Source organism: Streptomyces vulcanius (assembly GCF_042653945.1).
GTDB lineage: Bacteria > Actinomycetota > Actinomycetes > Streptomycetales > Streptomycetaceae > Streptomyces > Streptomyces mangrovi.
Map to the genome: position 1 here is coordinate 12611 of NZ_JBHSFK010000027.1, position 24265 is coordinate 36875.

The following is a 24265-nucleotide window of genomic DNA, read 5'->3' on the forward strand; positions in this document are numbered from 1 at the left end:
ATGGCGCCGCACCCACCAGCAGTCAGGAGAGACCGGTGTCAGACGTCCGTGTGATCATCCAACGCGATTCCGAGCGGGAAGAGCGCACGGTGACGACGGGCACTACGGCCGCCGACCTCTTCGCCGGCGAGCGCTCGGTCATCGCCGCGCGCGTCGGCGGCGAGCTTCGGGACCTGTCGTACGTGCTCTCCGACGGCGAGGAGGTCGAGGGCGTCGAGATCTCCTCCGAGGACGGCCTGAACATCCTGCGCCACTCCACCGCGCATGTGATGGCCCAGGCCGTGCAGGAGATCTTCCCCGAGGCCAAGCTGGGCATCGGTCCGCCGGTCAAGGACGGCTTCTACTACGACTTCGATGTCGAGAAGCCGTTCACGCCCGAGGATCTCAAGGCCGTCGAGAAGAAGATGCAGGAGATCCAGAAGCGGGGGCAGAAGTTCGCCCGCCGTGTCGTCACCGACGAGGCCGCCCGCGAGGAGCTCGCTTCCGAGCCGTACAAGCTGGAGCTGATCGGCCTCAAGGGCGCCGCGTCCGGTGACGACGGCGCGGATGTCGAGGTCGGCGCCGGCGAGCTGACGATCTACGACAACCTGGACGCCAAGACCGGCGAGCTGTGCTGGAAGGACCTCTGCCGAGGCCCCCACCTGCCCTCCACCCGCCTGATCCCGGCGTTCAAGCTGATGCGCAACGCCGCCGCCTACTGGCGCGGCAGCGAGAAGAACCCCATGCTCCAGCGGATCTACGGCACGGCCTGGCCGTCCAAGGACGAGCTGAAGGGCCACCTCGACTTCCTCGCCGAGGCCGAGAAGCGCGACCACCGCAAGCTGGGCAGCGAGCTCGACCTGTTCTCGATCCCCGAGCAGATCGGCTCCGGCCTCGCCGTCTTCCACCCCAAGGGCGGCGTCGTCCGCCGGGTGATGGAGGACTACTCGCGCCGCCGCCACGAGGAGGAGGGCTACGAGTTCGTCTACACCCCGCACGCGACGAAGGGGAAGCTCTTCGAGACGTCCGGGCACCTGGACTGGTACGCCGACGGCATGTACCCGCCCATGCAGCTCGACGAGGGCGTGGACTACTACCTCAAGCCCATGAACTGCCCGATGCACAACCTGATCTTCGACGCGCGCGGTCGCTCCTACCGTGAACTGCCGCTGCGCCTCTTCGAGTTCGGGACCGTGTACCGGTACGAGAAGTCGGGCGTCGTGCACGGCCTCACGCGTGCGCGTGGCTTCACGCAGGACGACGCGCACATCTACTGCACCCGTGAGCAGATGTCGGAGGAGCTCGACAAGACGCTCACCTTCGTCCTCGGCCTGCTGCGCGACTACGGCCTGACCGACTTCTACCTGGAGCTGTCCACCAAGGACCCGGAGAAGTTCGTCGGCTCGGACGAGGTCTGGGAGGAGGCGACGGAGACCCTTCGCCAGGTCGCCGAGAAGCAGGGGCTTCCGCTCGTGCCCGACCCGGGTGGCGCCGCCTTCTACGGCCCGAAGATCTCCGTCCAGACCAAGGACGCCATCGGCCGCACCTGGCAGATGTCGACCATCCAGCTCGACTTCAACCTGCCCGAGCGCTTCGACCTGGAGTACACCGGTCCGGACGGCGCCAAGCAGCGGCCGGTCATGATCCACCGCGCGCTGTTCGGCTCCATCGAGCGGTTCTTCGCGGTGCTCCTGGAGCACTACGCGGGCGCCTTCCCGGCCTGGCTGGCCCCGGTCCAGGCGATCGGCATCCCGATCGGCGACGGGCATGTCGAGTACCTGGAGAAGTTCGCCGCCGCCGCGAAGAGGCAGGGCCTGCGGGTCGAGGTGGACTCCTCCTCGGACCGCATGCAGAAGAAGATCCGCAACGCCCAGAAGCAGAAGGTGCCCTTCATGGTCATCGCGGGCGACGAGGACATGTCGAACGGCTCGGTGTCCTTCCGCTACCGCGACGGCTCGCAGGAGAACGGCATCCCGTTCGACGAGGCCATCGCGAAGATCGCGAAGGTGGTCGAGGAGCGTTCGCAGGTCTGACGCCGCGCGCTGAAGGGCCCCCGGGGACTCAGCTCCTCGGGGGCTCTTCGCCGTCCGGGGAGCCGCTCTCCCGGGAGAACACCTGGATCAGCCAGGACGAGAACGACCCGGTGACAGCGCCCAGCAGCGCCAGCCCGCACGCCATCAGGCCGACCGCGATCAGTCGGCCCCCTGTCGTGACCGGGACGACATCGCCGTAGCCGACAGTGGTGAGCGTCGTGCACGCCCACCAGAGCGCGTCCCCGAACGTGTGCATGTCGGTGCCTGGCGCCCCGCGTTCCAGGTCGTACACGGCGAGGGCGCATGCGAAGCCGAGCAGCACCGCCGTCACCCCCGAGTACGTGATCACGCGCGCGTGCAGCGACAGCCGGGGCTGTCCGCGCCGGCGCTGTACGGCCTCGTACACCTTGACGACCCGCAGCGGGCGCAGCAGGGGCAGCAGTACGACCACGCTGTCCAGCTTGTGCGTGCGGACGAAGCGCAGCCCCTGTCCGCCGAGCCGCCAGCGCACGCCGTAGTCGACGGCGAACAGCGCCCACGCGGTGGCCATCACCGCCGCGCACAGGTCGCGCCAGGCGGCCGGCAGATCCTGCGCGAGGACCAGGACGGCGTACATGGCGAGGAACACCAGAGAGGCGAGGGCGAGGGGGAGCTCGGTGCGCTGTTCCCATTGGGTCTGACGGCTGACTTCGTGCATCGGCCCAGCTTGGCCCGCGCGGCTTTACCCACAACCCCGGCGACACGCCGCGAACGGGCGACGCAATATGCTGCTTTGCATGACGAGTGAGCCGGAGCAGCAGATCGGAGTGGGGACGCAGGACGCGTTCCAGCGCCTGTGGACGCCCCACCGGATGGCGTACATCCAGGGCGAGAACAAGCCGACCGGTCCGGGGGCCGAGGACGGCTGCCCGTTCTGCTCGATCCCGGCGAAGTCCGACGAGGACGGTCTGATCGTCCGGCGGGGCGAGCATGTGTACGCGGTCCTGAACCTCTACCCGTACAACGGTGGTCATCTGATGACCGTGCCCTACCGGCATGTCGCCGACTACACCGATCTGACCGGCCCGGAGACCGCGGAGCTCGCCGAGCTGACCAAGCAGGCGATGACCGCCCTGCGCACCGCGTCCGGTGCGCACGGCTTCAACATCGGCATGAACCAGGGCACCGTGGCGGGCGCCGGTATCGCCGCCCACCTCCACCAGCACCTCGTGCCCCGCTGGGGCGGCGACACCAACTTCATGCCGGTCGTCGGCCACACGCGCGTACTGCCCCAGCTGCTGGCGGACACGAGGAAGATGCTGGCGGACGCCTGGCCGGCGGCCTGACCCGTACCGCTACGCGTCGTATGTGTCGGCCTTCTTCGGGGACACCTCCTGGACCGCCCCGCTGAGGGCCGACGCCCGCGAGCTGAACTTGTCCACGTCGACGTCATGCTCCCGCAGCACCCGCAGCGCCGCCCTGTGCACCGCGCGCAGCACCGGGGTGGCCGCGCGCAGCGCGTCGTCGGCCATGAAGCGGTGCTTCCAGGGCTGGTCGGCCCAGGCGTGCCGCAGGCCGAAGGGCTCGGGCAGCCCTATGGAGCCGCCGAGCCACTTCAGCACCGGCGGATACCAGCTGACCGTGGCGCGCGCGGCGAGCCGGACGACCTCGTCGGTGGTGACCAGCGGCAGTTTGATCGTCCGGGTCTCCCAGAAGCGGACGGTCTTGGCGACTTCCTTGGTGGGTGCCGCCGGCTTGCCGCTGAACAGTCCGTTGACCGGGCCCAGGGCGTGCCCGGTGACCTCGATGCGCAGGGTCTCCTTCAGCACCGTCACGGTGATCATCAGGGTCAGGATCAGATTGCCGTTCCACAGGTTCGGCCACTGCACGCCCAGGTAGTGGCGGTCGCCGCTGTCGAACTGCTGGCTGTTGCAGATGTCCTCCACGGCCCTGGGCTTGACCTGGTACGCCTCGACGTCGGTCCCCTCGGGCCTGGACACCTCCTTGGCGCCCTCGCCCACATGCGTGACGATCCAGTGCCGTACCTGGGGCTCCGGGAAGCCTCCGGTCTTCAGGCTCTGCCGGTGCAGCACACTCAGCTCGTCGTGGATCGCGCGGACGACGGTCCAGCTGCGGAACTCGTGGATGCCCTTGACGGGGTCGAGCGGCGCCAGCTCCTCCGCGAGGTGCCAGGAGCCCCAGCGGGTGCCCATGCCGAGGATGCCCTTGGGGCCGGCGTAGAAGACCGAGTTGGACTGCTGCTCGGCGCTGAGCCGGGCCAGGGACTGACGCAGCTGCTCGGCCGCGGCCTGGTCGGGACTGGTCGGCACCGCCTCGGGGACCTTCGCGCCGACGCTGCCGCCGGAGAGCAGGCCGCCCCAGGCCTCGCGCAGGTCCCTCGCGGTGGTCTCGCAGACCCGCTTGGCCAGGAACCAGCCGGCCACGGGAGCCACGATGCAGCCACGCGCGTACCACCCCGCGATGCCGCTGAAGGGCATCCGGACCAGGAAGATCACGGCGAGGGCTGCGACGGCGACCAGCAGGCCGGTGCCGAGTCCGGAGATCCGCTTGTTGTCGGTCCTGCCCATGGTGGCGCGGAGCTGGAAGACGAGCAGCCAGACCAGCAGGCCGGGCAGGAAGAGCACGCCGCACAGCAGCATCAGGCCGGTCAGCTTCGTGTCCCGCTCCCGGCGGATGCGAGTTGCCGCGAGGCAGTGCTCGACGACCACCTGGGGCTCACTGCCGAAGGACTGGATGAGCGGTGCGCGGCCGACGCCCAGCATGCGGTCGATCACCGCCTGGGAGTACGCCTCGCCGAAGTTGGGGCGGAAGATCTTCGCCCACTTCCGGCCGTCCTTGACCGCCGACTGGTGCCACTCGTTGTCGGCCTTCTTGATCTCCTCCATCGGGGTGTCCCGATAGGCCGCCGAAGCCAGCGCGAACGTGGGCGCGCCGCCCGCACCGCCCGTCCGGGGCACCTGTGGCCCGAAGAAGTCCTCAAAGGTCATTCCCGCCCCCACTCGCCGCCGTCCCGCTCCTGCGGCCTTCCCGACTTCCGTACTCCGCACACCTGTTGATCAGGTCATCAGGGTATCGCCAGCCACTGACATCCGTCGGCGGACGGCCGAAGCCGCCCGCCGAAGCGGAGGATCATCTTCCACACGGGCCACTTGAGTGCGGCCCGGCCCCAACCGTCACCCGTCCTGAGCCTGTTGGCGGACCTTTTCGGCGACCTGCGCCGGCATCGGCTCGTGCCGGGCGTACGTCCGGTGGAAACGCGCGGTGCCGTGCGAGAGCGACCGAAGGTCGACCGCGTACCGGCCGATCTCGATCTCGGGCACCTCGGCCCGCACGAGGGTGCGCCCGCCGCTGGTCTGCTCGGTGCCGAGGACCCGGCCGCGCCGCCCCGACAGGTCGCTCATCACGGCGCCCACGTAGTCGTCGCCGACCAGCACACTCACCTCGGCCACCGGCTCGAGGAGATGGATCCGCACATCGGCCGCGGCCTCCCGCAGCGCGAGCGCGCCGGCCGTCTGGAACGCGGCGTCGGAGGAGTCCACCGAGTGCGCCTTGCCGTCGAGCAGCGTGATCCGCACGTCGACCAGCGGATGCCCGCCCACGACGCCCCTGGCCGCCTGCGCCCGCACGCCCTTCTCCACGGACGGGATGAACTGCCGGGGCACCGCCCCGCCGACGACCTTGTCCACGAACTCGATGCCCGAACCGCCCGGCAGCGGCTCCACCTCGATCTCGCATATGGCGTACTGCCCGTGCCCGCCGGACTGCTTCACATGCCGTCCGCGCCCGGCCGCCCGGTCCGCGAACGTCTCCCGCAGCGAGACCTTGTGCGGTACGACGTCCACCTGGACGCCGTAGCGGGCGCGCAGCCGCTCCAGGGCGACGTCCGCGTGTGCCTCGCCCAGGCACCAGAGCACGACCTGGTGGGTGTCCTGGTTCTGTTCCAGGCGCATCGTCGGGTCCTCGGCGACCAGCCGGGCCAGGCCCTGGGAGAGCTTGTCCTCGTCGGGCTTGCTGTGCGCCTGGATGGCCAGCGGCAGCAGCGGGTCGGGCATCTGCCAGGGCTCCATCAGCAGCGGGTCGTCCTTGGCGGAGAGCGTGTCGCCGGTCTCCGCGCGGCCGAGTTTCGCCACGCACGCGAGATCGCCCGCGATGCAGTGCGTCAGGGCCCGCTGCTGCTTGCCGAAGGGCGCGGACAGGGCGCCGATCCGCTCGTCGACGTCGTGATCCTCGTGGCCGCGGTCGGCCAGCCCGTGGCCGGAGACATGGACGGTCTCGTCGGGACGCAGGGTGCCGGAGAAGACGCGGACCAGGGAGACCCGGCCGACGTAGGGGTCGGAGGAGGTCTTCACGACCTCGGCGACCAGCGGGCCGGTCGGGTCGCACAGCTTCAGCTCGCGAGGCGCGCCGCCGACCGTGGTCACGAGCGGCGCCTCGCGCTCCAGCGGCGTCGGGAAGCCCCTGGTGATCAGTTCGAGGAGTTCGACCGTGCCCAGCCCCTGACGGGCGCCGTCGGCGGCGGGGGCGCCCGCCAGGACCGGGAAGAACGTGCCGCGCGCGACGGCCCGCTCCAGGTCCTCGATCAGCGTCTTGACGTCGATGGACTCGCCGCCGAGATAGCGGTCCATGAGGGTCTCGTCCTCGCTCTCGGCGATGATCCCCTCGATCAGCCGGTTGCGGGCCTCGTCGAGACCCGGCAGCTGGTCCTCGCCCGGCTCGGACTCCTCGCGCGCGCCGGAGGAGTAGTCGAACAGCTTCTGCGACAGCAGCCCGGTCAGCCCGGTCACGGGCGCGTGCCCGTCGGGCGCCTGCGGACCGTGCAGCGGCAGGTACAGCGGGAGCACCGCGTCGGGGTCGTCGCCGCCGAAGGCGTCGGCGCAGACCCGGGTCATCTCCTCGAAGTCCGCGCGGGCGGCCTCCAGGTGCGTGACGACGATCGCGCGCGGCATGCCGACGGCCGCGCACTCCTCCCACACCATGCGGGTCGAGCCGTCCACGCCGTCCGAGGCCGAGACGACGAAGAGGGCCGCGTCCGCCGCCCGCAGACCGGCCCTCAGCTCCCCGACGAAGTCGGCGTACCCGGGGGTGTCCAGAAGATTGACCTTGATGCCGTCCCATTCGACCGGCACCAGGGACAGCTGTACGGAGCGCTGTTGCCGGTGCTCGATCTCGTCGTAGTCCGAGACGGTGCCGCCGTCCTCCACGCGGCCCGCCCGGTTCACCGCTCCCGCCGTCAGCGCGAGAGCCTCCACCAATGTGGTCTTGCCCGATCCGGAGTGGCCGACCAGCACCACATTCCGTACGGACGCGGGATGGTCGGCCGCCGTAGCTCTGCCGGCGGCTCCGGGGTGTGTGTTCGCCTTGTCGCCCATTTCCTTGCCTCCCGTGCACGGTGAGGTCATTGGGGGCGCGGGCACGACGGCCCCGCGTGCGATGGCGGCTCCGGCGACGCCCGCGGTCCTTCGAGCTTTCCACTCCTGTTACCGCGCGTCCATACGACGGACGCGAAGCACGCCGCCGGAGGGCCGCGATCGGGCCGTGACCGGGCTGCCGTCGTGCTGTGACACGTGGTCCGGGTGCCCAGCCGTCGCACACACGCGCGCGTGACTACGATGGGCCAGCCGGTGGCCACCAGAGGCCGCGCGGCGAAACCGACCGTCGGGAAGGCCATGCTGAACAAGTACGCGCGTGCATTCTTCACGCGTGTCCTCACGCCGTTCGCCTCATTTCTGATCAGGCGGGGCGTCAGCCCCGACACGGTCACGCTCATCGGAACGGCCGGTGTGGTCGCGGGCGCGCTGGTCTTCTACCCCCGGGGCGAGTTCTTCTGGGGCACCATCGTCATCACGCTGTTCGTGTTCTCCGACCTCGTCGACGGCAACATGGCCCGCCAGCTCGGCCGCTCCAGCCGCTGGGGCGCCTTCCTGGACTCCACCCTGGACCGGGTCGCCGACGGCGCGATCTTCGGCGGCTTCGCCCTCTGGTACGCGGGCAACGGCGACGACAACGTCCTGTGCGCCGTCTCGATCTTCTGCCTGGCGAGCGGCCAGGTGGTGTCGTACACCAAGGCGCGCGGCGAGTCGATCGGCCTGCCGGTCGCGGTCAACGGTCTGGTCGAGCGCGCCGAACGCCTGGTGATCTCGCTGGTCGCGGCCGGGCTCGCCGGACTGCACACCTTCGGTGTGCCGGGCATCCAGTACCTGCTGCCGGTCGCCCTGTGGATCGTCGCCGTCGGCAGCCTCGTCACCCTGATCCAGCGGGTCGTCACGGTCCGCAGGGAGTCCGCCGAGGCGGAGGCCGCGGCGGACCCGCAGCAGGCACAGGGGAGTGAGGCGGCGAAGTGAGCCTCCAGGAGCGCCTGACCGACGCCGCGTACGGTATCGGCTGGAGCACCGTCAAGAAGCTCCCCGAGCCCGCCGCCGTACGCCTCGGGCGGTCCATCGCCGACCTCACCTGGAAACGGCGCGGCAAGGGCCTACTACGGCTGGAGAGCAACTACGCGCGCGTGGTGCCCGGTGCGAGCCCCGAGCGGCTCGCCGAGCTCTCGCGCGCGGGCATGCGCTCCTACCTGCGCTACTGGATGGAGTCCTTCCGGCTGCCCGCCTGGAGCGAGGAGCGGATCCGGACCGGTTTCACGCCCAAGGACCTCCACCACCTCACCGACGGCATCGCCTCCGGCCGGGGCGTGATCCTGGCGCTGCCCCACATGGCCAACTGGGACCTCGCCGGCGCCTGGCTCACCACCGAACTGCGCACCCCCTTCACCACGGTCGCCGAACGCCTCAAGCCCGAGACGCTGTACGACCGTTTCGTCGCCTACCGCGAGGGCCTCGGCATGGAGGTCCTGCCGCACAGCGGCGGCACCGCCTTCGGCACCCTCGCCCGGCGGCTGCGCGACGGCGGCCTGGTCTGCCTGGTCGCCGAGCGTGACCTGTCCGCCTCGGGCGTCGAGGTGACGTTCTTCGGCGACACGGCGACGATGCCCGCGGGCCCGGCCCTGCTCGCCCAGCAGACCGACGCCCTCCTGCTCCCCGTCACGCTCTGGTACGACGACTCGCCCGTCATGCAGGGGCGCGTCCATCCCCCGGTCGAGGTACCCCAGTCAGGTACCCGGGCCGAGAAGACGTCTGTCATGACACAGGCGCTGGCGGACGCCTTCGCCTCGGGCATCGCGGACCATCCGGAGGACTGGCACATGCTTCAGCGCTTGTGGCGCGCGGACCTCGACCCCGCGAAGGGGACACCGTGAGGATCGGCATCGTCTGCCCGTACTCCTGGGACGTCCCGGGCGGCGTCCAGTTCCACATCCGGGACCTCGCCGCCTACTTCATCGGGCTCGGCCACGAGGTGTCCGTGCTCGCCCCCGCCGACGACGACACCCCGCTGCCGCCGTACGTCGTCTCCGCCGGCCGCGCGGTCCCGGTGCCGTACAACGGCTCGGTTGCCCGGCTCAACTTCGGCTTCCTGAGCGCCGCGCGGGTGCGCCGCTGGCTGCACGACGGCGCGTTCGACGTCGTCCACATCCACGAGCCGACCTCGCCCTCCCTCGGCCTGCTGACGTGCTGGGCGGCGCAGGGGCCCATCGTGGCGACCTTCCACACCTCCAACCCCCGCTCGCGCGCGATGATCGCCGCGTACTCGATCCTCCAGGCCGCCCTGGAGAAGATCAGCGCCCGGATCGCGGTCAGCGAGTACGCCCGCCGCACGCTGGTGGAGCACCTCGGCGGCGACGCGGTCGTCATCCCCAACGGCGTCGACGTCGACTTCTTCGCCGGGGCCGAGCCCAAGCCCGAGTGGCAGGGGGAGACCATCGGCTTCGTCGGCCGCATCGACGAGCCCCGCAAGGGCCTGCCGGTGCTGGTGAAGGCCCTGCCGCGGATCTTCGCCGAGCGGCCCGACGCCCGGCTGCTGGTCGCCGGACGCGGCGACGCGAAGGAGGCGGTCGAGGGCCTGCCCCGGGAGCTGCGCTCGCGCGTGGAGTTCCTCGGCATGGTCAGCGACGACGAAAAGGCCCGCTTCCTGCGCAGCGTCGACCTGTACGTCGCCCCCAACACCGGCGGGGAGAGCTTCGGCATCATCCTCGTCGAGGCGATGTCCGCGGGCGCCCCCGTCCTCGCCTCCGACCTCGACGCCTTCGCCCAGGTCCTCGACCAGGGTGCGGCGGGCGAACTGTTCGCCAACGAGGACGCGGACGCGCTGGCCGAGGCGGCGGTACGACTCCTGGGGGACCCCGCCCGCCGGGCCGAACTGCGCGAACGCGGCAGCGCCCATGTGCGCCGCTTCGACTGGTCGACGGTGGGCGCGGACATCCTGTCGGTGTACGAGACGGTCACGGCGGGCGCGGCGGCGGTGGCCGCGGCCGACGACGACCGGGGGCCGTCCTGGCTGCGGACGCGGCTGGGCCTGGCCCGTGACTGACGGCCTGCGTCCGCAGACCGCCGGATAGCCTGCTGCTGTGACCCCAACCCTCATCTGGGCCCTCGTCGTCCTCGTCGCGATCGGCCTGTACCTGAGCTGGACGGCGGGCCGCCTCGACCGGCTGCACGCCCGCATCGACGCCGCGCGCGCCGCACTGGACGCCCAGCTGCTGCGCCGGGCGTCCGTGGCCCAGGAACTCGCCACCTCCGGGGTCCTCGACCCGGCTGCCTCGATCGTTTTGTACGAGGCCGCGCACGCCGCCCGGCAGGCCGAGGAGGAGCAGCGCGAGGTCGCCGAGAGCGAGCTCAGCCAGGCCCTGCGGGCGGTCTTCGCGGACACCGCCCAGGTGGACGCCGTCCGCGAGGCACCCGGGGGAGAGGCGGCGACCGGGGAACTCACGGAGGCCGTCCGCCGCGTCCCCATGGCCCGCCGCTTCCACAACGACGCCGTGGGCGCCGTCCGCCGCCTGCGCGAACACCGCAAGGTCCGCTGGTTCCGGCTGGCCGGCCACGCCCCGTTCCCGATGGCCTTCGAGATGGACGACGAGCCCCCGGCGGCCCTTGCCGACCGGGCGTCCTGAGCCACCCGGAGCCGAAAAGGATCCACCGCCTCCGTATTGGCCCTTGCTGTGGACTGGTTGGCTCGCGTTTCCTCGGTGGTTGCAGAAACCCTCTTCCACTCCAGTGAGGTCACCCGTGTCCAGCACCGAGAACCAGGCCCCCGAGATCGGCACCGCGCGCGTGAAGCGCGGGATGGCCGAGCAGCTCAAGGGTGGCGTGATCATGGACGTCGTCACGCCGGAGCAGGCGAAGATCGCCGAGGACGCGGGCGCCGTCGCCGTCATGGCGCTGGAGCGGGTCCCGGCCGACATCCGCAAGGACGGCGGCGTGGCCCGCATGTCCGACCCGGACATGATCGAGGGCATCATCGAGGCCGTGTCCATCCCGGTGATGGCCAAGTCGCGGATCGGGCACTTCGTCGAGGCGCAGGTGCTCCAGTCCCTGGGCGTCGACTACATCGACGAGTCCGAGGTCCTCACCCCGGCCGACGAGGTCAACCACTCCGACAAGTGGGCCTTCACCACCCCCTTCGTGTGCGGCGCCACCAACCTGGGCGAGGCCCTGCGCCGGATCGCCGAGGGTGCCGCGATGATCCGCTCCAAGGGCGAGGCCGGCACCGGCAACGTCGTCGAGGCCGTCCGTCACCTGCGCCAGATCAAGAACGAGATCGCCCGTCTGCGCGGCTACGACAACAACGAGCTGTACGCCGCCGCCAAGGACCTGCGCGCCCCGTACGAGCTGGTCAAGGAGGTCGCCGAGCTCGGCAAGCTCCCGGTGGTGCTGTTCTCCGCCGGCGGCGTCGCCACCCCGGCCGACGCCGCGCTGATGCGCCAGCTCGGCGCCGAGGGCGTCTTCGTCGGCTCCGGAATCTTCAAGTCCGGCGACCCGGCCAAGCGCGCCGCCGCCATCGTGAAGGCCACCACCTTCTACGACGACCCGAAGATCATCGCGGACGCCTCCCGCAACCTGGGCGAGGCCATGGTCGGCATCAACTGCGACACCCTCCCCGAGACCGAGCGCTACGCCAACCGCGGCTGGTAACCACTGATGAGCAGTCCTGTCATAGGCGTACTGGCCCTCCAGGGCGACGTACGGGAACACCAGATCGCCCTGGCCGCGGCCGACGCCGTGGCCAGGCCGGTGCGGCGCCCCGAGGAACTCGCCGAGGTCGACGGCCTGGTCATCCCCGGCGGCGAGTCCACGACCATCTCCAAACTCGCCGTCCTCTTCGGCATGATGGAACCCCTGCGCGCACGCGTGCGTGACGGCCTGCCCGTCTACGGCACCTGCGCCGGCCTGATCATGCTCGCCGACAAGATCCTCGACCCGCGCTCGGGCCAGGAGACCGTCGGCGGCATCGACATGATCGTGCGCCGTAACGCCTTCGGGCGGCAGAACGAGTCCTTCGAAGCGGCGGTGGACGTCAAGGGCGTCCAGGGCCATCCTGTGGAGGGCGTGTTCATCCGCGCCCCCTGGGTGGAGTCCGTGGGCGCCGCGGCCGAGGTGCTCGCCGAGCACGAGGGACACATCGTCGCGGTCCGCCAGGGCAACGCGCTCGCCACGTCGTTCCATCCGGAGCTGACCGGCGACCACCGCGTGCACTCCCTCTTTGTCGACATGGTGCGCGCGAACCTGGCTCCGGGGTCCTAGTAGGATCTCTGGGGTTCGTAAAGGGTTGGGTTACGCGAAGGAGACAGGCAGATGTCCGGCCACTCTAAATGGGCTACGACGAAGCACAAGAAGGCCGTGATCGACGCCAAGCGCGGCAAGCTCTTCGCGAAGATGATCAAGAACATCGAGGTCGCGGCCCGTACCGGCGGTGCCGACCCGGCCGGTAACCCGACGCTCTTCGACGCCATCCAGAAGGCCAAGAAGAGCTCGGTCCCGAACAAGAACATCGACTCCGCGGTCAAGCGCGGCGCCGGTCTCGAAGCCGGCGGCGCCGACTACGAGACGATCATGTACGAGGGCTACGGCCCGAACGGCGTCGCGGTGCTCATCGAGTGCCTCACGGACAACCGCAACCGCGCCGCCTCCGACGTCCGCGTCGCCATGACCCGCAACGGCGGCAACATGGCCGACCCCGGCTCGGTGTCGTACCTCTTCCACCGCAAGGGCGTCGTCATCGTCCCCAAGGGCGAGCTGGGCGAGGACGACGTGCTCGGTGCCGTCCTGGACGCCGGTGCCGAGGAGGTCAACGACCTGGGCGAGTCCTTCGAGGTGCTCAGCGAGGCCACCGACCTGGTCGCGGTCCGCACCGCCCTCCAGGACGCCGGCATCGACTACGACTCCGCCGAGGCCAACTTCGTCCCGACCATGCAGGTCGAGCTGGACGAGGAGGGCGCCAAGAAGATCTTCAAGCTGATCGACGCGCTCGAGGACAGCGACGACGTGCAGAACGTCTTCGCCAACTTCGACGTCAGCGACGAGGTCATGGAGAAGGTCGACGCGTAACGCTGCCGCGCGCTGAGCCGATTTCGCCGGGCCGGTGGGACACGTCCCACCGGCCCGCCGCCGTTGTCAGTGCCGGCGACTAGCCTGGCGTCATCCGTGGTTCATCATCCACGGACAACAACCATCAATTGAGCAACCACGACGGTGCTCAGCCCCCTCCGCGAGAGCGGCGGCGGCTCAGCCGCAAAGGGGGGTGGGCGCGTGCGGGTACTCGGGGTCGACCCCGGACTGACGCGATGCGGTGTCGGTGTCGTCGAGGGCGTCGCCGGCCGGCCGCTGACCATGGTCGGCGTCGGCGTCGTACGGACGCCCGCGGACGCGGAGTTGGGCCACCGTCTCGTCGCCATCGAGCAGGGCATCGAGGCATGGCTGGACGAGCACCGGCCCGAATACGTCGCCGTGGAGCGCGTGTTCAGCCAGCACAACGTACGGACCGTCATGGGCACCGCCCAGGCCAGCGCCGTCGCCATGCTCTGTGCCGCCCGCCGCGGCATCCCCGTGGCCCTGCACACCCCCAGCGAGGTCAAGGCCGCCGTCACCGGCAGCGGTCGCGCCGACAAGGCCCAGGTCGGCGCGATGGTCACGCGCCTGCTGCGGCTCGACGCGCCCCCCAAACCGGCCGACGCCGCCGACGCCCTCGCCCTCGCCATCTGCCACATCTGGCGCGCCCCCGCGCAGAACCGCCTCCAACAGGCCGTCGCCGCGCACCGCGGCAAGACACCGATCGCATCGAAAGGCCGTACGGCATGATCGCCTTCGTCAGCGGTCCCGTCGCCGCCCTCGCCCCGGACTCCGCCGTGGTGGAGGTGGGCGGGATCGGCATCGCCGTCCAGTGCACGCCCAACACCCTCTCCGGGCTGCGCATGGGCCGGCCGGCCAGACTCGCCACCTCCCTGGTCGTCCGCGAGGACTCCCTCACCCTGTACGGCTTCGTGGACGACGACGAGCGCCAGGTCTTCGAGCTGCTCCAGACCGCGAGCGGCGTCGGCCCGCGCCTCGCCCAGGCCATGCTCGCCGTGCACTCGCCGGACGCACTGCGCCGCGCGGTGGCGACCGGTGACGAAAAGGCCCTGATCGCCGTCCCCGGCATCGGCAAGAAGGGCGCCCAGAAGCTCCTCCTTGACCTCAAGGACCGGCTCGGCGAACCGCTCGGCGCCCCCGCGATCGGCGCCCCGGTCACCCAGGGCTGGCGCGACCAGCTGCACGCGGCCCTGATCGGCCTCGGCTACGCGACCCGCGAGGCCGACGAGGCCGTGGCCGCCGTGACCCCGCAGGCGGAGGCCACCGAGGGCACCCCGCAGGTCGGGCAGCTCCTCAAGGCCGCCCTCCAGTCCCTGAACCGCGCCCGCTGACCCCGCCACCCACTTCTGACCACCTCTGAGGCACACCAATGCTGTGTCATCCCGGGGGACAACCCCCGGACCCCCGGCCGACCCACCGGACCGGCGCGCCACCGCGAGGAGAGCTGCAGTGAACTGGGACGACACGACCGACGCCGACGCCGCCACCGAGCGGCTGGTGGGCTCTGTCGCCGACGGTGAGGACCAGGCCGTCGAGGCCGCCCTGCGCCCCAAGGACCTCGGCGAGTTCATCGGCCAGGAGAAGGTCCGCGAACAGCTCGACCTCGTCCTGCGCGCCGCACGCGCGCGTGGCGCCACCGCCGACCACGTACTGCTCTCCGGCGCCCCCGGCCTCGGCAAGACCACCCTCTCGATGATCATCGCCGCCGAGATGGGCGCCCCGATCCGCATCACCTCCGGGCCCGCCATCCAGCACGCCGGCGACCTCGCCGCGATCCTCTCCTCCCTCCAGGAGGGCGAGGTCCTCTTCCTGGACGAGATCCACCGCATGTCCCGGCCCGCCGAGGAGATGCTCTACATGGCCATGGAGGACTTCCGCGTCGACGTCATCGTCGGCAAGGGCCCCGGCGCCACCGCCATCCCGCTGGAACTGCCGCCCTTCACCCTGGTCGGCGCCACCACGCGCGCGGGACTGCTGCCGCCCCCGCTGCGCGACCGCTTCGGCTTCACCGGGCACATGGAGTTCTACGAGCCCACCGAGCTCGAGCGCGTCGTCCACCGCTCCGCCCATCTCCTCGACGTCGAGATCGACACCGCCGGCGCCGCCGAGATCGCCGGCCGCTCCCGCGGCACCCCCCGCATCGCCAACCGTCTGCTGCGCCGCGTGCGCGACTACGCGCAGGTCAAGGCGGACGGCATCGTCACGCGCGACATCGCCGCCGCCGCCCTCGCCGTCTACGAGGTCGACGCCCGCGGCCTCGACCGCCTCGACCGCGCGGTCCTGAAGGCCCTGCTGAAGCTGTTCGGCGGCGGCCCGGTCGGCCTGTCCACGCTCGCCGTCGCGGTGGGGGAGGAGCGCGAGACCGTCGAGGAGGTCGCCGAACCCTTCCTGGTCAGGGAAGGGCTACTGGCCCGTACACCGCGCGGAAGGGTGGCCACCCCGGCCGCCTGGGCGCATCTCGGGCTCACCCCGCCGCGCGCCTCGGCCGGCGGATTCGGCCAGCCGGATCTGTTCGACACCTGAGCCGGAGGGGCACCCGGACGGACGACGGCGAAGGCATTCGCGGGGCCAGGAACCCAGGTGCCGCGCCGAACGTTGTTCCTTGCGCGCGGACTCGCTTAGACTCCGCCGATGCCGCCCTTGTAGGCAGCACACAGCCAATCCCCATCCAATCAGGCCGCTCAACCGTCGCGGTCGCGTGAAGGAAGTACCGACCCGTGAGTATCGTGACCCTCCTCCCGTTCATCGTGCTCATCGGGGCCATGTTCCTGATGACCCGGTCGGCCAAGAAGAAGCAGCAACAGGCCGCCAGCATGCGCAACGACCTGCAGCCCGGCAGTGGTGTCCGCACCATCGGGGGCATGTACGCGACGGTCAAGGAGGTCAATGAGGACACGATCCTCCTCGACGCCGGCCCGGGTGTGGAACTGCTCTTCGCGAAGAACGCGATCGGCGCCGTCCTGACCGACGACGAGTACAACCGCATCGTCCACGGCATCGAGCACGACCTGAAGTCCGACTCCGACATCGTCCCCGACGACGCCTCCTCCCTCACCGACTCCGCCGACGCCGACGAGCCCGCCGACGAAGCTGCCGCCGCCTCCGACGACAAGTCCGTCGACCTCGGCAAGAAGGACGCGCCCGAAAAGGCGCAGGAGAAGGCCGCCGAGCCCGAGGCCGGGCAGGCCGAGGCCGACCAGGAGCCGGAGAAGACCGACGGCGAATCCGACGTGAAGAAGTAGTCACTGCCCCGGGAGGCATGGGCCACAGCCCGTGCGTCCCGGGGTGTGCGCATCTCGCGGGGGATCCCGACTACACGTCATGGCCGCCACCCGCGCCGACCCGGCGCGAGGCGGCCCGAGAGGGAGTACGAGAAGGTGGCAGCACCTAAGAAGGGCCGGAGCGCGAATGCCCAGAGCAAGCCAGGGCGCTCGCTGGCCCTGATCCTGATCGCCATCGTGGGGCTCACCGGAGGCATGTTCGCCGCCGGACACACCACCCCGCGACTCGGCATCGACCTCGCCGGCGGTACCAGCATCACGCTGAAGGCGAAGGCCGACCAGGGGTCCGCGATCAACAAGGCCAACATGGACACCGCGGTCGACATCATGAACCGCCGTGTCAACGGCCTGGGCGTCTCCGAGGCGGAGGTGCAGACCCAGGGCAACGACAACATCATCGTGAACATCCCCAAGGGCACCAACTCCAAGGAAGCCCGGGACCAGGTCGGCACCACCGCCAAGCTGTACTTCCGTCCCGTCCTGGCCCAGGAGGCCAGCGTGCCCGCCGGCACCGCCTCCCCGAGCACGTCCGCCAGCGGCTCCTCCAGCGCCTCGCCGAGCCCCACGGCGACCGCGAGCGGGTCCGGCGAGAAGGCGTCCTCCTCGGCGTCCCCGACGGCCACCGCCACCTCCCAGGGCCGGGCCGTCACCGACGCGCTGAAGGCCGACTCCACGCCGTCGCCGTCCGCGACCGGCAGCGCCGACGCCTCCGCCAGCCCCTCGGCGAGCGCCAGCGGCGGCACCGACGCCGACACCGCCGCGCTCCAGGCCAAGTACACGGCGCTGGACTGCTCCAAGAAGGCCCAGCGCGCCGCGGCCGGCGACGGCGTCAAGCCCACCGACGCGACCGTCGCCTGCGGCGACATCGACGGCGCCTGGTACAAGTACCTGCTCGGCCCGGCCGCCGTCGACGGCACCGAGGTCGACAAGGCCCAGGCGGTCTTCGACACGCAGGGTGCCGCCGGCTGGCAGGTCACCATGGACTTCAGCAAGTCGGGTTCCAAGAAGTTCGCCGACATCACGGCCCAGCTCGCGCAGAACTCCCAGCCGCAGAACGAGTTCGGCATCGTCCTCGACGGCGATGTCGTCTCCAGCCCGTTCGTGAACTCCTCGATCACCGGTGGCAACGCCCAGATCTCCGGCAGCTTCACCCAGGACGAGGCCCAGAACCTCGCCAACATGCTGTCGTACGGCGCGCTCCCGCTCTCCTTCGAGGAGCAGAGCGTGACCACCGTGACCGCCGCCCTGGGCGGTGACCAGCTGCACGCCGGTCTGCTCGCCGGTGCCATCGGCCTCGCGCTGGTCGTGATCTACCTGGTGGCCTACTACCGGGGCCTGGCGCTCATCGCGCTCGCCTCGCTGCTGGTCTCCGCGGCCCTCACCTACGTGCTCATGTCGCTGCTCGGCCCGGCCATCGGCTTCGCGCTGAACCTGCCGGCCGTCTGCGGTGCCATCGTGGCCATCGGTATCACCGCGGACTCGTTCATCGTGTACTTCGAACGCGTCCGGGACGAGATCCGCGAGGGCCGCACGCTGCGCCCCGCCGTCGAGCGGGCCTGGCCGCGCGCCCGGCGCACCATCCTGGTCTCGGACTTCGTGTCCTTCCTCGCCGCCGCGGTGCTGTTCATCGTCACCGTCGGCAAGGTCCAGGGCTTCGCGTTCACGCTGGGTCTGACCACCGTCCTCGACGTCGTCGTGGTCTTCTTCTTCACCAAGCCCCTGATGACCCTCATCGCACGCCGGAAGTTCTTCTCCGACGGCCACAAGTGGTCCGGGCTCGACCCCAAGGGCCTGGGAGCCCAGCCGCCGCTGCGCCGCACCCGCCGTACCTCCGCCCCCGTCGAGACGAAGGAGGCGTGAGATGTCGAAACTCGGCAACATCGGCGCCCGACTGCACCGTGGCGAGATCAGCTACGACTTCATCGGCCACCGCAAGCTCTGGTACAGCATCTCGATCCTGATCACCATCACGGCCATCGTCGGCCTGGCGGTGCGCGGCCTGAACATGGGCATCGACTTCCAGGGCGGTGCCGTCTTCACCACCCCGAAGCACACCAGCGTCTCCGTCTCGCAGGCCGAGGACGCCGCGAAGGCCGCGTCCGGCCATGACGCGGTCGTGCAGAAGCTCGGCGACGGCACACTGCGCATCCAGATCGCCGGTATGGACACCAAGCAGTCCGACCAGATCAAGGACGACCTCGCCAAGGACTTCAAGCTCAACCCGGAGTCCATCGCCGCCGACCTCGTCGGTCCCAGCTGGGGCGAGCAGATCGCCAACAAGGCCTGGCAGGGTCTGGCGATCTTCATGGTGCTGGTCGTGATCTACCTGGCGATCGCCTTCGAGTGGCGCATGGCCATCGCGGCGCTCGTCGCACTGATCCACGACATCACCATCACCGTCGGCATCTACGCCCTCGTCGGCTTCGAGGTCACGCCCGGCACGGTGATCGGTCTGCTGACCATCCTCGGTTACTCGCTGTACGACACGGTCGTGGTCTTCGACTCCCTCAAGGAACAGACGAAGGACCTCACCAAGCAGACCCGCTTCACCTACAGCGAGATCGCCAACCGCTCGATCAACGGCACCCTGGTCCGCTCCATCAACACCACGGTGGTCGCGCTGCTGCCGGTGGCGGGCCTGCTGTTCATCGGCGGCGGCGTCCTCGGCGCGGGCACGCTCAACGACATCTCGCTGTCGCTGTTCGTCGGCCTCGCGGCCGGTGCCTACTCCTCGATCTTCATCGCCACGCCGCTCGTCGCCGACCTCAAGGAGCGCGAGCCGCAGATCAAGGCCCTCAAGAAGCGCATCCTGGCCAAGCGGGCCCAGGTAGCCGCCGAGGAGGAGCTGGCCGAGGCACGGGGCGGCCTCGCGGACGCCCCCGGCGACCACGACGCCACCCCGGCCGTCGTCGGACCGCGCGACCAGTCCGGACCGCGCGGCAACCGGCGCCGGCCGTCGGGGAAGCGCCGATGACCGACATCAAAGAGCTGCTGCTCAGCCGCATCCGCGATGTGGCCGACTACCCGGAGCCGGGCGTGATGTTCAAGGACATCACCCCGCTCCTGGCCGACCCGGCCGCCTTCACCGCGCTCACCGACGCCTTCGCCGAGATCGCCGAGCGCACCGGCGCGACCAAGGTCGTCGGCCTGGAGGCGAGGGGCTTCATCCTGGGCGCCCCGGTCGCCGTCCGCGCCGGCCTCGGCTTCATCCCCGTCCGCAAGGCCGGCAAGCTCCCCGGAGCCACCCTCAGCCAGGCCTACGACCTGGAGTACGGCTCGGCGGAGATCGAGGTGCACGCGGAGGATCTCAGCGCCGAGGACCGGATCCTGATCGTCGACGACGTGCTCGCCACCGGCGGCACCGCGGAGGCGTCGATCCAGCTCATCCACCGTGCGGGCGCCGAGATCGCGGGCGTCGCCGTCCTGATGGAGCTCGCATTCCTGAACGGGCGCCCCCGTCTGGAGGCCGCTCTTGACGGCGCCCCGCTGGAGGCACTGCTGACCGTCTGAGGACCGTACTGAAACCGAGCGGGCGGGCCCGGAGGAATCCGGTGCCCGCCCCTTGTGTTTCCCGGGTGGACGGCTCTCACATCGGCCTGAAGGCGATGCCGGAGCCCAGGATCGCTACGATGGGTCCTCCGGAGCCTGACCGGGGACCCGGATCGCGCACGAGGAGCCCTCTTGCCAGACGAGGCCCAGCACCTGACCGCCGCCGAGCCCGAGTCCGCCTCGGCGCCCGCGGCCAAGCCCGCGCCGCCCGCGTCGCAAGCGCAGAGCGACGGCCGCGGGCCGGTCGAGCATGACCGCGCCACGCCCGTCGAGCAGCCGGCCGAGCAGTCCCGCCCCAAGCCGGCCTCCCCGGCCGAGCGCCCGGTCACGGCCCAGCCCGCCGCGCGCTCCGGCTCCTCCAACCGCGTCCGTGCCCGCCTCGCCCGCCTCGGCGTGCAGCGGGCGAACCCGTACAACCCGGTCCTGGAACCGCTGCTGCGGATAGTGCGCAGCAACGACCCCAAGACCGAAACGGCGACTTTGCGCCAGATCGAGAAGGCCTACCAGGTCGCCGAGCGCTGGCACCGCGGCCAGAAGCGCAAGAGCGGCGATCCGTACATCACCCACCCGCTCGCGGTGACCACGATCCTCGCCGAGCTCGGCATGGACCCGGCCACCCTCATGGCGGGCCTGCTGCACGACACCGTCGAGGACACCGAGTACGGCCTGGACGACCTGCGCCGCGACTTCGGTGACGTGGTCGCCCTGCTCGTCGACGGCGTCACCAAGCTGGACAAGGTCAAGTTCGGCGAGGCCGCGCAGGCCGAGACCGTGCGCAAGATGGTCGTCGCCATGGCCAAGGACCCGCGCGTCCTGGTCATCAAGCTCGCCGACCGCCTGCACAACATGCGCACCATGCGCTACCTCAAGCGCGAGAAGCAGGAGAAGAAGGCGCGCGAGACCCTCGAGATCTACGCGCCGCTCGCCCACCGTCTCGGCATGAACACCATCAAGTGGGAGCTGGAGGACCTCGCCTTCGCGATCCTCTACCCCAAGATGTACGACGAGATCGTACGGCTGGTGGCCGAGAGGGCACCGAAGCGTGACGAGTACCTGGCCATAGTGACCGACGAGGTCCAGTCCGACCTGCGCGCCGCCCGCATCAAGGCGACCGTCACCGGCCGCCCCAAGCACTACTACAGCGTCTACCAGAAGATGATCGTCCGTGGCCGCGACTTCGCGGAGATCTACGACCTGGTGGGCATCCGCGTCCTGGTGGACACCGTCCGCGACTGCTACGCGGCCCTGGGCACCGTCCACGCCCGCTGGAACCCGGTTCCGGGGCGGTTCAAGGACTACATCGCGATGCCCAAGTTCAACATGTACCAGTCGCTGCACACGACGGTCATCGGGCCCAACGGCAAGCCGGTCGAACTCCAGATCCGTACGTTCGACATGCACCGCCGCGCCGAGTACGGCATCGCCGCGCACTGGAAGTACAAGCAGGAGGCCGTCGCCGGCGCCTCCAAGGTCCGCACCGACGTGCCCAAGGCCGGCAAGGGCAAGGACGACCACCTCAACGACATGGCGTGGCTGCGCCAGCTGCTCGACTGGCAGAAGGAGACCGAGGACCCCAGCGAGTTCCTGGAGTCCCTGCGCTTCGACCTGTCCCGCAACGAGGTCTTCGTCTTCACCCCGAAGGGTGATGTCATCGCGCTCCCGGCCGGGGCCACCCCGGTTGACTTCGCGTACGCGGTCCACACCGAGGTCGGCCACCGCACCATAGGAGCGAGGGTCAACGGCAGGCTCGTACCGCTGGAGTCGACGCTGGACAACGGCGACCTGGTGGAGGTCTTCACCTCCAAGGCGACCGGCGCCGGACCCTCCCGCGACTGGCTGGGCTTCGTCAAGTCGCCGCGGGCGCGCAACAAGATCCGGGCCTGGTTCTCCAAGGAGCGCCGCGACGAGGCGATCGAGCAGGGCAAGGACGCCATCGCGCGCGCCATGCGCAAGCAGAACCTGCCGATCCAGCGCATCCTCACGGGAGACTCGCTGGTCACGCTCGCGCACGAGATGCGCTACCCGGACATCTCCTCGCTCTACGCGGCGATCGGCGAGGGCCATGTGGCCGCGCAGAACGTCGTACAGAAGCTGGTGCAGGCCCTCGGCGGCGAGGAGGCGGCCACCGAGGAGATGGACGAGGCGGTCCCGCCGTCGCACGGCCGCAGCCGCAAGCGGCGCAGCAACAACGACCCCGGTGTGGTCGTCAAGGGCGTCGACGACGTGTGGGTCAAGCTGGCCCGCTGCTGTACGCCCGTCCCCGGCGACCCGATCATCGGCTTCGTCACCCGGGGTAGCGGCGTATCGGTTCACCGCAGCGACTGCGTCAACGTGGAGTCACTGTCCCGGGAGCCCGAGCGCATCCTGGAGGTCGAGTGGGCGCCCACCCAGTCCTCGGTCTTCCTCGTCGCCATCCAGGTCGAGGCCCTGGACCGCTCCAGGCTGCTGTCGGACGTCACGCGCGTGCTGTCCGACCAGCACGTCAACATCCTCTCCGCGGCCGTCCAGACCTCCCGCGACCGCGTCGCCACCTCCCGCTTCACCTTCGAGATGGGCGACCCGAAGCACCTCGGCCACGTCCTGAAGGCCGTACGGGGCGTGGAGGGCGTGTACGACGTGTACCGCGTGACGTCGGCGCGTCGCCCGTAGGTAGCCCCCGCATACGACGAGAGGCCCCCGTACGCGATGTACGGGGGCCTCTCGGCACGGGACCTGGGGTCGGGTCAGCCGCCGAACTCCTGGAGACCCTTCAGGGCCTGGTCCAGCAGGGCCTGGCGGCCGTCCAGCTCGCGCTGCAGCTTGTCGGCGCGGGCCGAGTTGCCCTGGGCGCGGGCCTGGTCGATCTGGGTCCGCAGCTTGTCCACCGCGGCCTGGAGCTGGCCGGTCAGACCCTCGGCACGCGCGCGTGCCTCCGGGTTGGTGCGGCGCCACTCGGCCTCCTCGGCCTCCTGGATCGCCCGCTCCACGGCGTGCATCCGGCCCTCGACCTTCGGCCGGGAGTCCCGCGGCACATGGCCGATGGCCTCCCAGCGCTCGTTGACCGAGCGGAACGCGGCACGCGCCGCCTTCAGATCCGTCACCGGGAGGATCTTCTCGGCCTCGCCGGCCAGCTCCTCCTTCAGCTTCAGGTTCTCGGTCTGCTCCGCGTCCCGCTCGGCGAACACCGAGCTGCGCGCGGCGAAGAAGACGTCCTGGGCGCCGCGGAAGCGGTTCCACAGATCGTCCTCGTGCTCACGCTGGGCGCGGCCCGCGGCCTTCCAGTCGGCCATCAGCTCGCGGTAGCGCGCGGCCGTCGGACCCCAGTCCGTCGAACCCGACAGCGACTCGGCCTCGGCGACCAGCCGTTCCTTCACCCGGCGGGCGTCCTCGCGCTGCGAGTCCAGCTGCGCGAAGTGCGCCTTGCGGCGCTTGGAGAACGCCGAGCGCGCGTGCGAGAACCGGTGCCACAGCTCGTCGTCCGACTTGCGGTCCAGGCGCGGCAGACCCTTCCAGATGTCCACCAGGGCCCGCAGCCGCTCACCGGCCGCCCGCCACTGGTCGGACTGCGCCAGCTGCTCCGCCTCGACGACCAGGTCCTCCTTGGCCTTGCGGGCCTCGTCGGACTGCTTGGCACGCTGCTGCTTGCGCTCCTCGCGGCGCGACTCGACGGTCTGCACCAGCTTGTCCAGCCGGACCCGCAGCGCCGCCAGATCACCGACCGCGTGGTGCGCGTCCACCTGGCCACGGATGTGGTCGATGGCGACCTGCGCGTCCTTCGCGGAAAGGTCGGTGGTCTGTACTCGCTTCTCGAGGAGGCCGATCTCGACAACCAGGCCCTCGTACTTGCGCTCGAAGTAGGCCAGGGCTTCCTCGGGGGAACCCGCCTGCCAGGAACCGACCACCTGCTCGCCGTCGGCCGTACGCACGTACACGGTGCCCGTCTCGTCGACGCGGCCCCACGGGTCGCTGCTCACAGCGCCTCCTCCACATGATG

The 24265-nt window shown here is 70.5% G+C and carries 21 protein-coding genes; 17 read left to right on the forward strand and 4 right to left on the reverse strand.

Translation table 11 applies throughout. The features are described 5' to 3' along the window. Window positions 1-35: 35 nt before the first annotated feature. Window positions 36-2012, forward strand: coding sequence for a threonine--tRNA ligase (gene thrS / locus ACFPIH_RS34290; protein WP_381181481.1), 1977 nt, complete (start codon window positions 36-38; stop codon window positions 2010-2012). 28 nt (window positions 2013-2040) lie between these two features. Here thrS and ACFPIH_RS34295 read toward each other — a convergent pair whose 3' ends face one another. After that, complete coding sequence (locus tag ACFPIH_RS34295) at window positions 2041-2709, reverse strand: potassium channel family protein (protein WP_381181479.1); 669 nt, start codon at window positions 2707-2709, stop codon at window positions 2041-2043. A 67-nt stretch (window positions 2710-2776) separates the two neighbouring features. On the opposite strand from ACFPIH_RS34295, the gene ACFPIH_RS34300 reads away from it, so the two are divergent. Further along, complete coding sequence (locus ACFPIH_RS34300) at window positions 2777-3337, forward strand: HIT family protein (RefSeq protein ID WP_381181478.1); 561 nt, start codon at window positions 2777-2779, stop codon at window positions 3335-3337. A 9-nt stretch (window positions 3338-3346) separates the two neighbouring features. Here the strand turns inward: ACFPIH_RS34300 and ACFPIH_RS34305 are convergent, their stop codons facing one another. Both ACFPIH_RS34305 and ACFPIH_RS34310 read right to left on the reverse strand, forming a co-directional pair. Beyond that, complete coding sequence (locus ACFPIH_RS34305; protein ID WP_381181476.1) at window positions 3347-4999, reverse strand: hypothetical protein; 1653 nt, start codon at window positions 4997-4999, stop codon at window positions 3347-3349. Between the two features lie 186 nt (window positions 5000-5185). After that, a complete protein-coding gene (locus ACFPIH_RS34310; protein ID WP_381181474.1) occupies window positions 5186-7381 on the reverse strand; it encodes an elongation factor G-like protein EF-G2 in 2196 nt (731 codons plus the stop codon). A gap of 240 nt (window positions 7382-7621) precedes the next feature. On the opposite strand from ACFPIH_RS34310, the gene pgsA reads away from it, so the two are divergent. From pgsA to ACFPIH_RS34385, 15 genes are all read left to right on the forward strand, one after another. Further along, window positions 7622-8353: a phosphatidylinositol phosphate synthase gene (gene pgsA, locus ACFPIH_RS34315; RefSeq protein WP_381181512.1), complete on the forward strand. Its 732-nt coding sequence runs from the start codon at window positions 7622-7624 to the stop codon at window positions 8351-8353. Beyond that, window positions 8350-9258 carry a phosphatidylinositol mannoside acyltransferase gene (locus tag ACFPIH_RS34320; RefSeq protein ID WP_381181472.1) on the forward strand — a complete coding sequence of 303 codons (909 nt, stop codon included), beginning with the start codon at window positions 8350-8352 and terminating at the stop codon, window positions 9256-9258. The genes pgsA and ACFPIH_RS34320 overlap by 4 nt, the downstream gene beginning before the upstream one ends. After that, window positions 9255-10427, forward strand: coding sequence for a glycosyltransferase family 4 protein (locus ACFPIH_RS34325; RefSeq protein WP_381181470.1), 1173 nt, complete (start codon window positions 9255-9257; stop codon window positions 10425-10427). Before ACFPIH_RS34320 ends, ACFPIH_RS34325 begins: the two co-directional genes overlap by 4 nt. Window positions 10428-10464: 37 nt before the next feature. Further along, the gene (locus tag ACFPIH_RS34330) at window positions 10465-11007 is read left to right on the forward strand and encodes a LemA family protein (protein ID WP_381181468.1); all 543 of its coding nucleotides are present in this window, start codon (window positions 10465-10467) and stop codon (window positions 11005-11007) included. A 115-nt stretch (window positions 11008-11122) separates the two neighbouring features. Then, window positions 11123-12028: a pyridoxal 5'-phosphate synthase lyase subunit PdxS gene (gene pdxS / locus ACFPIH_RS34335; protein ID WP_381181466.1), complete on the forward strand. Its 906-nt coding sequence runs from the start codon at window positions 11123-11125 to the stop codon at window positions 12026-12028. 6 nt (window positions 12029-12034) lie between these two features. Continuing rightward, window positions 12035-12637, forward strand: coding sequence for a pyridoxal 5'-phosphate synthase glutaminase subunit PdxT (gene pdxT / locus ACFPIH_RS34340; protein ID WP_381181464.1), 603 nt, complete (start codon window positions 12035-12037; stop codon window positions 12635-12637). A gap of 51 nt (window positions 12638-12688) precedes the next feature. Further along, window positions 12689-13441 carry a YebC/PmpR family DNA-binding transcriptional regulator gene (locus tag ACFPIH_RS34345; protein ID WP_381181462.1) on the forward strand — a complete coding sequence of 251 codons (753 nt, stop codon included), beginning with the start codon at window positions 12689-12691 and terminating at the stop codon, window positions 13439-13441. A 201-nt stretch (window positions 13442-13642) separates the two neighbouring features. Then, window positions 13643-14191, forward strand: coding sequence for a crossover junction endodeoxyribonuclease RuvC (ruvC, locus tag ACFPIH_RS34350; protein WP_381181460.1), 549 nt, complete (start codon window positions 13643-13645; stop codon window positions 14189-14191). Next, window positions 14188-14793 carry a Holliday junction branch migration protein RuvA gene (gene ruvA / locus ACFPIH_RS34355; RefSeq protein ID WP_381181458.1) on the forward strand — a complete coding sequence of 202 codons (606 nt, stop codon included), beginning with the start codon at window positions 14188-14190 and terminating at the stop codon, window positions 14791-14793. The genes ruvC and ruvA overlap by 4 nt, the downstream gene beginning before the upstream one ends. A gap of 118 nt (window positions 14794-14911) precedes the next feature. Continuing rightward, the gene (gene ruvB / locus ACFPIH_RS34360; protein ID WP_381181456.1) at window positions 14912-15985 is read left to right on the forward strand and encodes a Holliday junction branch migration DNA helicase RuvB; all 1074 of its coding nucleotides are present in this window, start codon (window positions 14912-14914) and stop codon (window positions 15983-15985) included. 194 nt (window positions 15986-16179) lie between these two features. After that, window positions 16180-16704, forward strand: a complete 525-nt coding sequence (gene yajC, locus ACFPIH_RS34365) for a preprotein translocase subunit YajC (RefSeq protein WP_381181454.1) — start codon at window positions 16180-16182, stop codon at window positions 16702-16704. Between the two features lie 135 nt (window positions 16705-16839). After that, window positions 16840-18603, forward strand: a complete 1764-nt coding sequence (gene secD / locus ACFPIH_RS34370; protein ID WP_381181452.1) for a protein translocase subunit SecD — start codon at window positions 16840-16842, stop codon at window positions 18601-18603. Between the two features lies 1 nt (window position 18604). After that, window positions 18605-19717: a protein translocase subunit SecF gene (secF, locus tag ACFPIH_RS34375; RefSeq protein WP_381181450.1), complete on the forward strand. Its 1113-nt coding sequence runs from the start codon at window positions 18605-18607 to the stop codon at window positions 19715-19717. Continuing rightward, window positions 19714-20253 carry an adenine phosphoribosyltransferase gene (locus ACFPIH_RS34380; protein ID WP_381181448.1) on the forward strand — a complete coding sequence of 180 codons (540 nt, stop codon included), beginning with the start codon at window positions 19714-19716 and terminating at the stop codon, window positions 20251-20253. Before secF ends, ACFPIH_RS34380 begins: the two co-directional genes overlap by 4 nt. 171 nt (window positions 20254-20424) lie before the next feature. Continuing rightward, window positions 20425-22941 carry a RelA/SpoT family protein gene (locus ACFPIH_RS34385; RefSeq protein WP_381181446.1) on the forward strand — a complete coding sequence of 839 codons (2517 nt, stop codon included), beginning with the start codon at window positions 20425-20427 and terminating at the stop codon, window positions 22939-22941. Between the two features lie 74 nt (window positions 22942-23015). Here the strand turns inward: ACFPIH_RS34385 and ACFPIH_RS34390 are convergent, their stop codons facing one another. Beyond that, window positions 23016-24245: a DUF349 domain-containing protein gene (locus ACFPIH_RS34390; RefSeq protein WP_381181444.1), complete on the reverse strand. Its 1230-nt coding sequence runs from the start codon at window positions 24243-24245 to the stop codon at window positions 23016-23018. Window positions 24246-24265 lie beyond the last annotated feature (20 nt).

Bases quoted from the DNA above. Each gene is read 5' to 3' on its own strand.
- pdxT (WP_381181464.1), top strand. From the start codon at position 12,035: ATGAGCAGTCCTGTCATAGGCGTACTGGCCCTCCAGGGCGACGTACGG.
- pgsA (WP_381181512.1), top strand. From the start codon at position 7,622: ATGGGCCAGCCGGTGGCCACCAGAGGCCGCGCGGCGAAACCGACCGTC.
- ACFPIH_RS34345 (WP_381181462.1), top strand. From the start codon at position 12,689: ATGTCCGGCCACTCTAAATGGGCTACGACGAAGCACAAGAAGGCCGTG.
- ACFPIH_RS34305 (WP_381181476.1), bottom strand. From the start codon at position 4,999: ATGACCTTTGAGGACTTCTTCGGGCCACAGGTGCCCCGGACGGGCGGT.
- ruvA (WP_381181458.1), top strand. From the start codon at position 14,188: ATGATCGCCTTCGTCAGCGGTCCCGTCGCCGCCCTCGCCCCGGACTCC.
- secF (WP_381181450.1), top strand. From the start codon at position 18,605: ATGTCGAAACTCGGCAACATCGGCGCCCGACTGCACCGTGGCGAGATC.
- ACFPIH_RS34300 (WP_381181478.1), top strand. From the start codon at position 2,777: ATGCTGCTTTGCATGACGAGTGAGCCGGAGCAGCAGATCGGAGTGGGG.
- ACFPIH_RS34295 (WP_381181479.1), bottom strand. From the start codon at position 2,709: ATGCACGAAGTCAGCCGTCAGACCCAATGGGAACAGCGCACCGAGCTC.
- ACFPIH_RS34380 (WP_381181448.1), top strand. From the start codon at position 19,714: ATGACCGACATCAAAGAGCTGCTGCTCAGCCGCATCCGCGATGTGGCC.
- ACFPIH_RS34310 (WP_381181474.1), bottom strand. From the start codon at position 7,381: ATGGGCGACAAGGCGAACACACACCCCGGAGCCGCCGGCAGAGCTACG.